This window comes from Vibrio sp. 1557 (assembly GCF_033340175.1).
Taxonomy (GTDB): domain Bacteria; phylum Pseudomonadota; class Gammaproteobacteria; order Enterobacterales; family Vibrionaceae; genus Vibrio; species Vibrio alginolyticus.
The window spans coordinates 37,521-51,095 of sequence record NZ_JAWOVZ010000005.1 but is presented as its reverse complement, the minus strand read 5'-3'; the positions used below and the strand labels follow the sequence as shown (position 1 = coordinate 51,095).

At 43.1% G+C, this 13,575-nt stretch carries 14 protein-coding genes; all 14 read left to right on the top strand.

What is annotated here, in order from left to right; translation table 11 throughout:
- The first annotated feature begins 3 nt into the window (after positions 1-3).
- The 14 genes from R7070_RS08855 to R7070_RS08790 all read left to right on the top strand — a co-directional run bounded on the left by R7070_RS08855 (position 4) and on the right by R7070_RS08790 (position 13,453).
- A complete protein-coding gene (locus R7070_RS08855; protein ID WP_213899129.1) occupies positions 4-1,209 on the top strand; it encodes an outer membrane beta-barrel protein in 1,206 nt (401 codons plus the stop codon).
- 12 nt (positions 1,210-1,221) lie between these two features.
- On the top strand, positions 1,222-1,755 hold the full coding sequence (locus tag R7070_RS08850) for a polysaccharide biosynthesis/export family protein (protein WP_005375265.1): 534 nt from the start codon (positions 1,222-1,224) through the stop codon (positions 1,753-1,755).
- Between the two features lie 15 nt (positions 1,756-1,770).
- Positions 1,771-3,951, top strand: a complete 2,181-nt coding sequence (locus R7070_RS08845) for a GumC family protein (protein ID WP_171342490.1) — start codon at positions 1,771-1,773, stop codon at positions 3,949-3,951.
- Complete coding sequence (locus R7070_RS08840) at positions 3,929-4,738, top strand: putative capsular polysaccharide synthesis family protein (RefSeq protein ID WP_005375261.1); 810 nt, start codon at positions 3,929-3,931, stop codon at positions 4,736-4,738. Before R7070_RS08845 ends, R7070_RS08840 begins: the two co-directional genes overlap by 23 nt.
- A 2-nt stretch (positions 4,739-4,740) precedes the next feature.
- Entirely contained in the window at positions 4,741-5,793 is a 1,053-nt protein-coding gene (locus R7070_RS08835; RefSeq protein WP_206949078.1) for a glycosyltransferase, read from the top strand.
- Complete coding sequence (locus R7070_RS08830; protein WP_206949079.1) at positions 5,759-7,006, top strand: O-antigen ligase family protein; 1,248 nt, start codon at positions 5,759-5,761, stop codon at positions 7,004-7,006. Before R7070_RS08835 ends, R7070_RS08830 begins: the two co-directional genes overlap by 35 nt.
- A 15-nt stretch (positions 7,007-7,021) precedes the next feature.
- Entirely contained in the window at positions 7,022-7,855 is an 834-nt protein-coding gene (locus R7070_RS08825; RefSeq protein WP_005375258.1) for a putative capsular polysaccharide synthesis family protein, read from the top strand.
- Positions 7,852-8,883: a glycosyltransferase family 4 protein gene (locus R7070_RS08820; protein ID WP_206949080.1), complete on the top strand. Its 1,032-nt coding sequence runs from the start codon at positions 7,852-7,854 to the stop codon at positions 8,881-8,883. The genes R7070_RS08825 and R7070_RS08820 overlap by 4 nt, the downstream gene beginning before the upstream one ends.
- 8 nt (positions 8,884-8,891) lie before the next feature.
- Entirely contained in the window at positions 8,892-10,199 is a 1,308-nt protein-coding gene (locus R7070_RS08815; protein ID WP_206949081.1) for an oligosaccharide flippase family protein, read from the top strand.
- 2 nt (positions 10,200-10,201) lie between these two features.
- Positions 10,202-10,597 (top strand): VanZ family protein, encoded by a 396-nt coding sequence (locus R7070_RS08810; RefSeq protein WP_206949082.1) that lies wholly within the window; start codon positions 10,202-10,204, stop codon positions 10,595-10,597.
- A 67-nt stretch (positions 10,598-10,664) separates the two neighbouring features.
- The gene (gene yqfB, locus R7070_RS08805) at positions 10,665-10,985 is read left to right on the top strand and encodes a N(4)-acetylcytidine aminohydrolase (protein WP_005385855.1); all 321 of its coding nucleotides are present in this window, start codon (positions 10,665-10,667) and stop codon (positions 10,983-10,985) included.
- 50 nt (positions 10,986-11,035) lie between these two features.
- Positions 11,036-11,635 (top strand): TetR/AcrR family transcriptional regulator, encoded by a 600-nt coding sequence (locus tag R7070_RS08800; RefSeq protein WP_005385858.1) that lies wholly within the window; start codon positions 11,036-11,038, stop codon positions 11,633-11,635.
- Between the two features lie 151 nt (positions 11,636-11,786).
- Positions 11,787-12,821 (top strand): NADP-dependent oxidoreductase, encoded by a 1,035-nt coding sequence (locus tag R7070_RS08795; RefSeq protein ID WP_256900390.1) that lies wholly within the window; start codon positions 11,787-11,789, stop codon positions 12,819-12,821.
- 14 nt (positions 12,822-12,835) lie between these two features.
- The gene (locus tag R7070_RS08790; protein WP_005375238.1) at positions 12,836-13,453 is read left to right on the top strand and encodes a glutathione S-transferase family protein; all 618 of its coding nucleotides are present in this window, start codon (positions 12,836-12,838) and stop codon (positions 13,451-13,453) included.
- Positions 13,454-13,575 lie beyond the last annotated feature (122 nt).

The window sequence follows — 13,575 nt, the reverse complement described above, 5'->3', positions numbered from 1 at the left end:
ATTATGAAGAAACTGACAATGGCAATAGCATTGAGTCTGTTTTCTACTGATTTGCTCGCAGAACCGATGGCTTACCAAACCGAGTCTGGTATAGAGTTGATTCCCCTCGTAAAAACTTTCTACGAGGGAGATGACAACATCAATAAAGCGGAAAAATCCGGCAATGTGGAATCGGTCAATATTTGGGGTATAGAACCAAGCTTACTAGCACGTATAGAACGGAATCGCTATCGCGCAGATATTTTATATAAGTTAAAAGCGGGCTTTTCATCTGACGATCGCAACGACTTCGACGACCACACTTTTCAGTTTTCCAACTTTTTCGAATTTAATCATCGTCATCGTTTAGTGGTTGATTACCGTTTTCGCGCCCAGCATGAAGTTCGAGGAGAAGATATTACCGAAGGTAATGGTAGCGCAATCGACTCACCAATAGAGTTCAACCGTAACGATGTAAAAACCAATTATGTCTTTGGCTCTAACGGTGCCAAAGGCAGACTCGAATTCGGTTTAGGCTATAGTGATAAAACCTATCAAAACTATCGTGACGGCTTGCCTGGGCGCCCAAACGCTAAAACTAAATACAACGATTTTCGAGCTCCCAATGCACATTTGGAGTTCTATTTAAGAGCGACGCCAAGAACCTATTGGTTAGTCGGAACAAACCAAATCGTAACCGATTATCAACACCGAAATTCTGCGCAGCCATCGAAAGATAACAACACCAGTTTCTATTACACCGGTGCCGAATGGGAAGTTACAGGAAAAACCAAAGGCATCGCTCGACTCGGTTATCAAATCAAAGATTTTGACAGCGCTCAACGAGAGACATTTAAAGGCTTTAGTTGGGATATCGGCTTTGAATGGTTGCCTCAAGAACAAACTCTAGTCAGCGTGAAAACCACTCAAGCGGCGGTTAACCCCGATCAAGATGGCGATTACAACCTACAAACTCGTTACCGACTGAACCTGAAGCACGATTGGAATAGTTACCTTGCAACTCGCTTAGGTGCTGTTTATCAACAAGATGATTACACGGGAATCTCCAGAAACGACGATCGGTACACTTTATCTTTTGGTATCGATTATCAGATCAAACGTTGGATACAGCTGCAAGCCGATTGGCAATACCAAGATAAAAACTCTAGCCGATCGGGTTATAGCTTCGAACAAAACATTTGGACTTTAAGCGCACAGTTTTCTCTGTAAAAAGGATTATTAATGAAGGCATTCATCAAATTCATGAGTGTAGCGTTGTTGCTATTTAGCACTTTGGTCAACGCTGACTCAAACGAGGAAGATTACTTACTCGATACTGGCGATACCATTTCCGTGCAGGTCTATGGTGAAGAAGATCTTACGATTAAAAATATTCTAATAACGTCAGATGGCTACTTTGATTACCCCTACCTTGGCCGAATTAAAGCAATCAAAAAAACACCAAAACAACTCAAGTACGAAATAGAAACGGGCTTAAAAGGCGATTATCTCATCAATCCAAAAGTGATGGTCACCATCAATAACTTTCGTCTGTTTTACGTTAATGGAGAAGTCAGGAAACCTGGTGGATTTGAGTACCGTCCAGGGTTAACCATAGAGAAGGCCATCGCTCTAGCAGGTGGCTTGACCGACAGAGCCTCACGCAAAGGCATTAACCTCACCAAGCATAAAACAGGTCAAACGATGGAGGGGGTCAGTATGCACCGCAACGTTGAACCTGGTGACATTGTATTTATTGACCAGAGCTTCTTTTAAGTGACAGGGAATCAAATGAACGGGACTCATCCAAATAATCTCCAGATGAACAAAGTAGAACTGATTCGTTTTGGCCATCACTTCAAAGCGATTAAAAAGAATTGGCTAAGCATCGCAGCATTCACGCTTCTGTTCTCATTAACTTGTACTTGGTATATCTACTCCAAAGCATCGATATACCAAGCTACAGCTACGCTACTCATCCAAGAAGAGCAAAAAAGCGCCCTTTCAATCGAGGAAGTATATGGCGTCGACACGACAAAAAAAGAGTACTTTCAAACGCAAATCGCCATTTTAAAATCGAATCATATTGCAGATAAGGTAATTAGGGAGCTGAACCTCACCCAATTACCTGAATTCACAAGCTCAGGGGGGTTAAATAAAAAAATCGACCAAATAAAGTCGATTCCTTTTGTTCAAGACCTACTGAATGTGGCACCAAGCCCAAAAGAAACCGCGCAGTTTTCAGAGTCCTATTATCAGGCACTTCAAGCTTTCAGAAGTAAACTCGATATTGAGCCAGTACGTAACACCCAATTAGTCAGAATTCGCTTTCGTTCTACCGATCCTAAGCTTGCTACGACAATCGCCAACGCGGTCGGCCAAGCCTATATTGACGCAAATTTTGAAGCCAAATTGGTCGTTACACAAAATGCGGCTACTTGGTTGACAAATAACTCTCAAAAATTGGAGGAGCGATTACGTAACTCGGAGCAAGCGCTGCAAGAATTCTTGTTAAAAGAAGGGTTGATCGATATAAACGGTATTGATGAAATTTACGCAAATGAGCTAGAAGAACTCACTCGTAAGCTGAATATCGCTGTTAATAAGCGTATTGAAGCGCAGACGTTAATCCAACTGTTACGACGTAAATCTTCGCAAAGTTTAGACAGCTTGTTGTCAATTGATGAATTCGCTAATCAAGCGCAAATCCGCGATCTAAAATTGTCGGAAGCACAGGCAGCCAAAAATCTCTCTGAACTGGCACAGCGCTACGGACCTAAGCATGATCGAATGATTCAGGCGAAAGCACAGCTTGCTGAAATTCAATCAAGAACCCAGCAACTCATCCGGGACATTTCCTTCAGTAAGCAACAAGACCTTCTTGCTGCAAAAGCGCAAGAGGACATGCTTCGAGCAGAACTCGATAACAAAAAGTCAGACTTCCAATCGTTAGGGTCACAAAAAGCGCGTTACGAACAGTTAAAACGCGAGGTTGAATCCAATAAGGCACTCTATGAAGCGTTCTTAAATCGTGAGAAAGAGACCAACGCCACCAGCGACTACAAGAATGTCACTGCTCGCTTTACTGATAAAGCCATCATTCCTCTATTCCCGGTGGCACCACAACGAATCAAACTAGTACTGATTGCCACCTTTTTTGGCTTTGCCATTGCTTGCGCTCTGGTCATCATCTTAGAAACGATGCGAGAAGTTATCCGAAGCACAGCCGATGTGCAGGAGAAACTTGGTGTTACGTGTTTAGGTGTGATTCCTATGGTCAAAAAACGCAATTTGCGTAAAAACGGCGTCAGTTATACCGCGTATTTAGATGATGAAGAAAAGCTATTTAGTGAAGCTTGCCGCTCCGTCAGAACCTCGCTTCTGCTCAGATTAACCAACACGAAGCAAAAGATATTGCCCTTTACCTCTGCTATTCCAGAAGAAGGAAAAACATCGACCAGTATCAATATGGCGGTGTCGTTTTCAAAAATGGAAAAGGTGTTGATCATCGACTGCGATTTACGTCGACCTTCCATCGCAAAACGATTCGGTATTGCTGAATCAAGCCCTGGCTTAACGCATATCCTGACGATGGATACGCCAATCAAAGATTGTGTTACACATATAAAAGAAGCCAACTTAGATGTATTACCGGCCGGCCTAATTCCGCCAAACCCACAGGAATTACTGGCTTCTGATCGCTTTAAAAAGTTGCTCGAACATTTTCAAAATAAGTATGACCGGATCATTATCGATACACCACCCCTACTGTCAGTGAGTGACGCACTTATTCTTGGTCAGTATGCCAATGGTCTGATCACCGTCATTCGCTCAGAATCAACAAAATCATCACTGGTTAACCTTGCGTTATCTAAACAAATACAACACTCAGTTCCATCTCTTGGCGTCTTAATCACACAAGCCAAGGCCAAGGAAGGAGAGACGCTTTATGTCCAGAAATACGCCTACTAACGTAAACCTATCTTGGTACCAAACGTTGAAAAGCCAAGAACAGCCGGTATTGATCTATCAAATGGGCAAAGTAGGTTCGAGTGCATTAGAGCATTCCATTCCTAACTCGATTCACTTGCACGACCTTATGACCGTCGATGCGCAAAAACAAATATCCCCCGTTAGAGCGCAATTGCATAAGCCTCAGATCAATGCGTTAAAGCGACGACTAAAGCGTATAACGATGAGCCATATGTTAAAGCGCAAGAAAAAAGTTCGAATTATCTCGCTGGTGCGTGAACCGATCGGACGAAATGTCTCAATGTTCTTTCAAGCACTTCCTTTTTGGATGGCGGACAAATATCTAAAGGATGACAGCGCAATACGTACCGAACGACCGCAATTACTCCAAGAAGCATTTGATAAGCACATGAATCATCAATATGCGCTGCAGTGGTTTGACAACGAGATCAAACAACTAACAGGGATTGATGTGTTTAACGAGTCTTTTAATCACGAAGTAGGCTATCAAACATACCATAACAATAACTTCTCACTGTTGGTCATTCGAAGTGACAAGCTAACGAAGGCTAACTCCGCAGTTGAAGACTTTTTAGGTTACCCCGTGGATGTTGTTTATGAAAATCAATCAGACAACAAATGGTACTCGCCACTAATGAAAGAATTCAAAACGCAATTTCAACCTACACCCGAGTACGTTGAAGAAATGCTGAATTCTAAATTGACGAAGCACTTTTTCTCAAATGCAGAAATCACCGACCTTAAACAGCAATATCTGACCAATTAATCATGAAAACCAAGATTCTACATATTATTAATGATCTTTCTCAGAACGGCGGTGCTCAGAAGTTCTTAGTCGACCTTGTTTTAGAACATAAGCCTGAATACGAAATCAAAATTTTGGTCTTGTGTGATGAAAATGATTACTTACCAATGCTATCCGCCCAAGGGGTAGAGTGTTTTAACTGGCGCACTTTGTCATTGAGTGAGAAATTCTCTTTGCTGCGTTGGCCGGATGTCGTTCACGGGCACCTCTATCCTTCCATTTACCTAGCGCTATTGGCGGTAGGTAAAAAACGAATCCAGACTGAGCACTGTTCTTATAACCGTCGACGTGACTATCCGCTGTTTAAGTTCATGGAATACGTCTTATATTGGGGCCACGACTTGACGGTCAGTATTAGTGAAAAAGTACAAGATGAACTGGTGAAGTTCATGCCTCGCTACCAACACAAATATCACGTGGTGCACAATGGCGTTGATTTAAAAAGGTTTTCTATGACGCCAAGATGCGCCAGCCACCTAATCGACAAACCAGTTATCAAGATTGGAATGGTGGGCCGACTTCACCAACATAAAGATCATGAAACGCTTATCCAAGCACTTATCCATTTACCAAGACGATACGAACTCCACCTTGCGGGAGATGGAGAAAAAAAATCGTCACTGCAAGCATTGGCAACAAAAATCAACGTCGCGCAACGTGTTCACTTTCATGGCGTAGTTTCTGACATTCCAGCCTTTTTGAACGACATGGATATTTACGTGCAATCGTCGCACGTCGAAGGCTTTGGTTTGGCGGCGGTTGAGGCGATGGCAGCAGGCTTACCCGTACTATCGTCGGACGTACCTGGTTTGGATGAAGTCACCGGACGTGCCGAATATTTATTTCAAATTGGTAACGCCACTGAACTGAGCCAAAAAGTTCTCCAGCTGTGTGAAAGTGTTGAGCGGTACGACGCTGCAAGTCAATACTCCGTCAATAGGGCCTCTCTCTACACCATCGATAAATTTCGTGAAGGTTACTATGGAATCTACCAGCAGCTTTGCGCCAACAAATAGTTCCGCGCCATCGAGCCATCGCGCCTCATTGCTTGCAGCATGCCTATTAGCATTGTTCTTTATTCCTATGAAGTTTCGTGCTGGAGGAATAGCGCTAGCCCCATCTGACATCGCAAGCCTTTTGTCTATTGGTTTTACTGCATTAGTGGTATTGGAAGGAAAAGCTGAAAAACTCATGCATCCCTGTATAGGGTTCCTCGTATTGTTCACTGGGTATGTGTTCATAAATGGTCTGCTAAATCGCGTCCCTTTAATGCCGCTAGTTATAGAAACTGTGCAATGGTTAGCGATTTTGTGCCTACTGAGCCTAATGTACGCCTATGGCGTGTTTGATGACGAACGGGTAATGGTTTATTTCACGTATCTGTTGTTTTTCATCTGTACGCTCGTTGCCTTATGGCACTTTGCTCAGGGTTATCAAAGCGGGTTTAAGTTACTCGGGGTAAGTAAATACGGGTTCGGTGTACTGTGCTCACTACTGTACCTTTATCGAGATAAAATTCGCGCTTTTCACCTTTTGATGCTCGTAGCTTTAGTATTACTGGTGTTGTCACAAGAAAGAAAAGCGCTACTTGGTTTTTGTCTGCTTTTCTTCTTTGACCAACTGCTCGTAAAAAACTTAATGAGAAAATCGCTCAGCGAAACGTACACGTGGGCGATTTTATTAGCCTTGAGCTTCATTGTGTTTACTGCCGTCACAACCACACTCTACGTTGGGTTTGAAACGCTAGCAGACACATTGGAAATAACCCAAGAAGACGTCTTATTTGCCAACCAAAGTGAAGCCCGCTGGGTATCGAATCTTCATAGAAAACTTTTACTTGCCAATGGGCTAGATATTTTACTTCAACACCCAGTGCTAGGTGTCGGCGCGAAAATGTTACCCAACTTTATGATCAGTTACTTTAACTATGATGAGCTGGCGATCTACACCCACAACTTTGTGTTAGATACCGCAATTGAATACGGATTGCTTGGTATCGGTCTGCTGTTTGGTGGTTATTTTCTTTTTATTCGCTTTTGCTTCCGTAGTCTTAATGAAAACAGAAAAAGCCTATTACTTGCGATATACGCCCTCATCATGGTGTTTTTCGTTGCGGTAAACACCACCATAATTTTAATACTCTTATTACCCGTCATGATCAGCATGAGCAACGACTCAAGGGCCATTGCTCATACTTTTCCGGTAAACCATCACCACGAATATGAATAATCAAGGATAGGATAGATGAAGTATTCAATCTCTCGACAATTTGAAAAGAACCGAGAACTCCAAGCTGATAATTTTGTTTTAGTTTACCAAATGGGCAAAGTTGGCTCCTCATCAATTGAGCACACGCTAGGGGAGAAAAATATCCCGAGCTATCACATCCACACCTTTGATGATCACGAAGAATTTCACATGTATCACAATAAAAAAGACGTGAGTAAATTCTTCGACTTCCGAAACCGCGCACTCTATCGCTTAGTGCTCAAGCAGCGAAAACGTATCTTACAAAAACGCGAGCAGATTAAAATCGTTACGCTGGTCCGCGATCCAATCGCAACTGTCTTTTCTCGTTTCTTTCAAGACCTCCATTTGCAATTTATCGAAGGCAAAAAGAATGATGCAATTCACCGAGATATGGAAGTCACGTATCAGCACCTCGAGCATTGCTTTGATAACTATATCAATCTCAACTATTTTGCGGACTGGTTCGACAACGAGTTAAAGCGTAATTTCAATATCGATGTGATGCGCCAAGAGCTGGACAACACTCAACCTTTCTTCACATTCCAGAACGATCAGGCCAACGTCATGCTAATCAAGTGCGAACAGCTCAGTTCTCTTGATAAAGAAATCGGTGAGTTTCTTGAGTTGCAAGACTTCGTGCTGAAAAACAGCAACGAAGCGAAAAACAAGTGGTACTCCAATATCCACCAACACTTTAAGAATCACTACGACTTCTCAAAACTGTTCTATATGTACGATCTTCCCTTGTATCGCCACGTTTATTCAGAGCAAGAGCGTGATGCTTTTAAACACAAATGGATGCAAACACCAGGGACAAAATCATCATGAAGAAAGTGCTCCATGTTACAGAAGCATTTGGAGGTGGCGTTCAAACCGCCCTCTATAGTTATGTTCATTCATCCAGAGACGAGCCTTATCAGCATTTCTTGCTAGCCAGAGCCCGAGAAAACGACTTGACCAATGAGAACAGCCACCACATTTTCGTACAGACAAAGTGGGTAGAAGGCGGCTTGCTTCAATTTATTCGCGATGCAAACCACATGATTGCATCACTTGGTCCCGACGTCGTGCATTTGCACTCGAGTAAAGCAGGATTTCTCGGCCGATTTCTAAAGCTTGGCAAGGCACGCTTGGTTTACACACCGCACTGTTATGCCTTCGAACGTGAAGATATCTCAGAGCTTGCACGCCAGATCTATAAAGCACTAGAGAAAGTAAAACTGAGCAAAATTGATGTGGTTGCAGGCTGTAGCCAACGAGAGTGTGACCTAGCCATTAGCATTGGCGTGAAACGTGCCGAACTGCTCAACAACTACGTGTCTTATCAAAGTGAAGATCGTATAGAGCGAAACAAGCAAGAAACGCTGAAGCTCGTTGTACTTGGTCGTGTCACGCCCCAAAAAGATCCTCAGTTTCTTATCAGCACATTGCAGTTCCTTAATCGGTATGCGCTTAACCGCCCGATAGAGATCACATGGATAGGTGGCGGTGACCACGTACTCGAACAGAAATTACGCACTGAAAATGTGGATGTAACGGGCATGCTGCCTCGCGATGAGGTAGTTGAAAAGCTCAAGGGTTCAGACCTTTATCTACATACTGCAGCATGGGAAGGGATGCCGTTAACCATTCTAGAAGCATCCAAGTTACATCTTCCTATGGTTATTCGGACCATCGGCGCAACCAAAGATCTCAACTACCCGTTTTTAGCGCTCACACCTGAAGAAATGGCCAAGCAGATCGCGCATTGTGTCAATCATTATGAAGAGATCGATTTTCGCCAATATACAGCAGAATTAAACGATGCCTTCAGTGAAGAAAAACAGCGCCTCGCACTCAATAAACTTTACGGTTAAATGCCCCTATGTTTCACACTGTTCAACAAAAATTACTGTTGATGCCCAGCGGTACAAAAAGCTTGTTATCTACTGGATTAAAAACCGCAATCACGCGTGTGTTGAGTGCGCTATTTGCTTTTTTACTGACTCTGATTGTATCGAAGACCAGTGACGCTTCGACGGCCGGTCAATTTTTCTTTTTATTCAACCTAGTCTCGCTACTCGCTATCGTTTCTCAGCTAGGTTTTGATGTCTCGTTAGTTCGTTACAATGCGATCGCTTTTAATAACAAAGAGAAGCTTGAACAAAGCCAAAACTATAAAACCGCACTTTATCGAAGTATGGCATTTTGCTTGCTCGCCATAGGCGTTTTGTTGGCAGGGTTTAATCTGTTTCCAGAACAGCTAAACCAGACTCAATCACCAATGTATGCGATTACTTTATGCTTGCTTTGCATACCTTTCTTGGTGCTTGCGCAAACCAACAGTCGGGTGCTTCAAGCATGTAGAAAAGTCGTATCATCTCTGTTTGCGTTGCAGCTTGGGGTAAGCATGTTGATGGTCATTTTTGTCTTTGCCCTAGACTATATCGGTCAGCAAAATATCAACAATCTAATGACCGCACTGCTTTTAGCGAGCATAGGTGTCGCGGTCATATCTAGTGCCAATTGGCTGGGCTCAGATCAATATCAAACATCGGCTTTCGTACCAAACAAAAAAATGGTCTCTTCTGCCAAGCAAGTCTGGGTTGGCAGTATCTTCACGAATGTTCTTCAATGGGGAAGCCTTGTTATTACGGGCTTTTTTATCTCAACAGCGGAACTCGGTTTGTTAGCCGCAGCCCAACGTACATCACTACTGATTGGCTTCGTGCTGATTACCATTAACTTTGTGGTCGCCCCGATGTTTGCCTCTCTCTACAAAGAGCGTCAAATGCGCAAACTGCAGAACCTGAGCCGCTTGGCGTGCCGAGCCAATGTTGGTTTAGCGATTGTACCCGTAATTATTTGCACCCTCTTCCCCGAGTTTGTAATGCAGTTTTTTGGTGAGGAGTTTCTCGCCGCGGCGCCACTATTAGTCGTCCTTTCTCTGGGGCAGTTAGTCAATGTTGCGACTGGTTCAGTAGGTTTTTTATTATTAATGAGTGGTCATGAGAGAACCATGAAATACATTACAATTTCCTCCGGTACGGTGTCCATCTGCCTACTTGTTACGCTTTGCCAAATGTTTGGGGTGATTGGTGCAGCGTGGGCAATGGCAATTGGCATGGCTATCCAGAATTTAGCTGCACTGTACTTTGTAAAACGTTACTTAGGCTTCTTTCCAATAGGTTAATTATGGCTTTAATACTGGCACGCACGAGTTTTGTTTTAGTCCTGACGCTAACCGCTTCACTCTCTCTGTGGAAAAGCTCTGACTTACACCATACTGCTTACCTGCAAATGGAAACCTACTTAGGCGGATCGAGTACGCTTCACTTTACTTTCAGTTTATTGATCGGCTTTTTATCGGTTTTCACGTTCCCTTCTCTGGTGAGCTCGAATAAAACCGACATTTTTGGGATTCGTCTTTTGCTACTGCTGTTGGCTATCGTTTCAATGGAAGAAATAAGCCAACTTTTTATTCCAAATCGATCATTTAGTTTTGATGATCTCAGCACCAACTGGATAGGTGTTATCTCAGGTTACTTTAGTGCCAAGTTAATTCGCTTCATCCGCGCTCGATCGTTCTAGTAATACAGGAATCTCTGAGGGATTTGGGTATATAATTACGCCAAACAACCAGACTAACGAGTACATCATGCCATCTCATCCAACCAAGATTACTTTTTTTGAATTCTTAACTCCGTTGATCACGTCAGGCAAAAAGACGATAACGATTCGAGATGAATCAGAAAGCCATTACGTTCCCAATACAGAAGTCGAAGTTTTTACCTTAGAAACGGATCGTAAAGTCTGCGATATCAAGATACGTTCTGTAGAACCACTTCACTTTGAAGATATTAATGAGTTTCATGCAGAACAAGAAGCCATCGAACTACCAAAACTTAAGCAGTTAATTCGAGAAATCTACCCAAATACCGACACGCTATTTGTTATTGAGTATGAGCTGATTAAATAACCCACAACAAAGGCTAGACGACTGGTCTAATTCATTCTATAGTACACTTCATGAACGCAAAGACGAATGACACACGCCAACATATTCTCGACGTCGGATACGAGTTAATCGTAAACCGAGGGTTCACGAGTGTTGGTCTTTCAGAGCTATTAAAAAAGGCCGCAGTGCCAAAAGGCTCGTTTTATCATTACTTCAAATCCAAAGAACAATTTGGTGAAGCGATGATTCAAGACTACTTTACTAAGTATTTTGAGCGTTTAAACGCACGCTTTACCAATACTGAACTGAGTGGCTACCAACGCCTAATGAGCTATTTCGAAGAAATGGTCAAAGTAGAAGACGACGTGTGTAATGCGAACAAATGTTTATTGGTTAAGTTAAGTGCAGAAGTCTCCGATCTCTCTGAGTCAATGCGCTTGGCATTACGCCAAGGAGCAGACAAAACCATTCAAGCGATAGCGGATTGCATTGACATCGGCATTCAAGATGGCTCAATCCCCAATGGTGACAGTGCGTTATTAGCAAGGCAGATATACTACCTTTGGAATGGCGCTAGCTTGCTGAACAAACTTTATCAAGATCAGGCAGCATTGACGCAAAGTCTGACCTATACTCAACACTTACTGCAGAATACGCGCACTTGCCCATAACGGGCGGCGTGGAAGCAGAATGAACACCCTACACACGTTTCACTGTCAGAAAAAGCGTCAGTGTTAACACAGTAAACCTTCCCGCTTTACATAAGCGGGATATTTTGAAACAAATGCTAGACGACCGGTCTAATCAACAAGTGAGATAGATATGACTAACGCAACAAATCGCAGAATAGTACTCGCGTCACGTCCCCATGGTGCACCGACACAAGAAAACTTTCGTTTAGAAGAGGTAACGAAACCGACTCCGAAAGAGGGTGAAATGCTATTGAGAACGGTTTATTTATCTCTAGATCCATACATGCGTGGTCGCATGAGTGATGCCGAATCATACGCTGACCCTGTTGCAATTGATGACGTAATGGTCGGTGGTACAGTTTGTCAGGTAGAAGCATCAAACCACCCAGATTACGAAGTAGGTGAATGGGTTCTTGCCTACACTGTTGGCTGGCAAGACTACGCTATCTCAACTGGTGAGATGGTCATTAAACTTGGTAAAGAACCGAAAAATCCTTCTTACGCGCTAGGCGTTGCAGGTATGCCAGGATTTACCGCGTACATGGGTTTACTCGACATTGGTCAGCCAAAACCAGGGGAAACCATCGTGGTAGCAGCTGCTACGGGGCCTGTAGGCGCAACAGTTGGTCAAATTGGTAAAATCAAAGGTTGCCGAGTTGTTGGTATAGCAGGCGGAGAAGAAAAATGCCGTTACGCTAAAGAGGTGCTTGGTTTCGATGAGTGTATTGATCACAAAGCTGAAGACTTTGCAGAACAACTGAAAAATGCCTGTGACAAAGGTATCGATGTTTACTTCGAAAACGTAGGTGGCAAAGTATTCGAGGCTGTATTGCCACTTCTGAATACAAATGCGCGTATCCCACTTTGTGGTTTGATTTCTCAGTACAACGCGACAGAGCTGCCTGAAGGTACCGACCATCTTCCATTACTAATGGGTAAGCTCCTGACCAAACGAATCAAGGTGCAGGGCTTCATCATTTTTGATGATTACGGACATCGTTACGGTGAATTTGCGCAAGATATTAATCAATGGTTGGCAGAAGGAAAGATCCAATACCGCGAACATCTAGTACAAGGACTGCATAATGCGCCAGAAGCATTCATCGGTCTGTTGGAAGGTAAGAATTTCGGCAAACTTGTAGTACAGATTAACGACCCATTATAAAAAGGGATATGTAAATGATTAAACTTCACCACCTCAATCAGTCTCGTTCAAAGCGCATCATTTGGTTACTTGAAGAGCTAGATGTAAATTACGAAATTGTACCCTATGTCCGTGATTCCGTGACCTTCATGGCACCGCCAGAACTAAAAAGTGTTCACCCATTAGGAAAGTCACCTGTTCTTGAAGATAACGGCGAGATTATCATTGAGTCAGGTGCAATGACCGAATATTTGATTGAGAAATACAGTGACGGAGCCTTTGCTCCTGAGCGCGGTACAAAAGCACACACAGAATATTTGCAATGGATGCACTTTGCAGAAAGCTCCGCAATTTTACCTATGCTGCTAAAAATCTTCGTAAGCAAAGAGCCAAATGAAACTCAGTTTTTATCAGGCTATGCCGACAAGGAAGCAATGAATGTACTAGGCTACTTCGAGCAATCCTTAGAAGGCAAAACTTACCTAGTAGAAGAGCGTCTGACTGGCGCAGACATCATGATGTCTTTCATTGTCGAATTGGTTCAAAAGTTTGGTTTAGTTAATCACTTCCCTAATATTGAACGTTATGGGAAACAGCTCGCGACACACCCAGCATTTGCAAAAGCTGAACAACTTGAAGTGAAGTACTCTTAATTACTTCCCCCCTTTCGCCCCTTTGATGACACGTAAAACTTCATTTAAGGGGCGATATTACTAGCATCGCAGACACGCTAACTGGATAGCGCTCCCCCCCAGTAAATCGCTTTCGAGAACGC

Coding starts and splice junctions, on each gene's coding strand:
- R7070_RS08855 (WP_213899129.1), top strand. CDS start 4: ATGAAGAAACTGACAATGGCAATAGCATTGAGTCTGTTTTCTACTGAT.
- R7070_RS08850 (WP_005375265.1), top strand. CDS start 1,222: ATGAAGGCATTCATCAAATTCATGAGTGTAGCGTTGTTGCTATTTAGC.
- R7070_RS08845 (WP_171342490.1), top strand. CDS start 1,771: ATGAACGGGACTCATCCAAATAATCTCCAGATGAACAAAGTAGAACTG.
- R7070_RS08840 (WP_005375261.1), top strand. CDS start 3,929: ATGTCCAGAAATACGCCTACTAACGTAAACCTATCTTGGTACCAAACG.
- R7070_RS08835 (WP_206949078.1), top strand. CDS start 4,741: ATGAAAACCAAGATTCTACATATTATTAATGATCTTTCTCAGAACGGC.
- R7070_RS08830 (WP_206949079.1), top strand. CDS start 5,759: ATGGAATCTACCAGCAGCTTTGCGCCAACAAATAGTTCCGCGCCATCG.
- R7070_RS08825 (WP_005375258.1), top strand. CDS start 7,022: ATGAAGTATTCAATCTCTCGACAATTTGAAAAGAACCGAGAACTCCAA.
- R7070_RS08820 (WP_206949080.1), top strand. CDS start 7,852: ATGAAGAAAGTGCTCCATGTTACAGAAGCATTTGGAGGTGGCGTTCAA.
- R7070_RS08815 (WP_206949081.1), top strand. CDS start 8,892: ATGTTTCACACTGTTCAACAAAAATTACTGTTGATGCCCAGCGGTACA.
- R7070_RS08810 (WP_206949082.1), top strand. CDS start 10,202: ATGGCTTTAATACTGGCACGCACGAGTTTTGTTTTAGTCCTGACGCTA.
- yqfB (WP_005385855.1), top strand. CDS start 10,665: ATGCCATCTCATCCAACCAAGATTACTTTTTTTGAATTCTTAACTCCG.
- R7070_RS08800 (WP_005385858.1), top strand. CDS start 11,036: ATGAACGCAAAGACGAATGACACACGCCAACATATTCTCGACGTCGGA.
- R7070_RS08795 (WP_256900390.1), top strand. CDS start 11,787: ATGACTAACGCAACAAATCGCAGAATAGTACTCGCGTCACGTCCCCAT.
- R7070_RS08790 (WP_005375238.1), top strand. CDS start 12,836: ATGATTAAACTTCACCACCTCAATCAGTCTCGTTCAAAGCGCATCATT.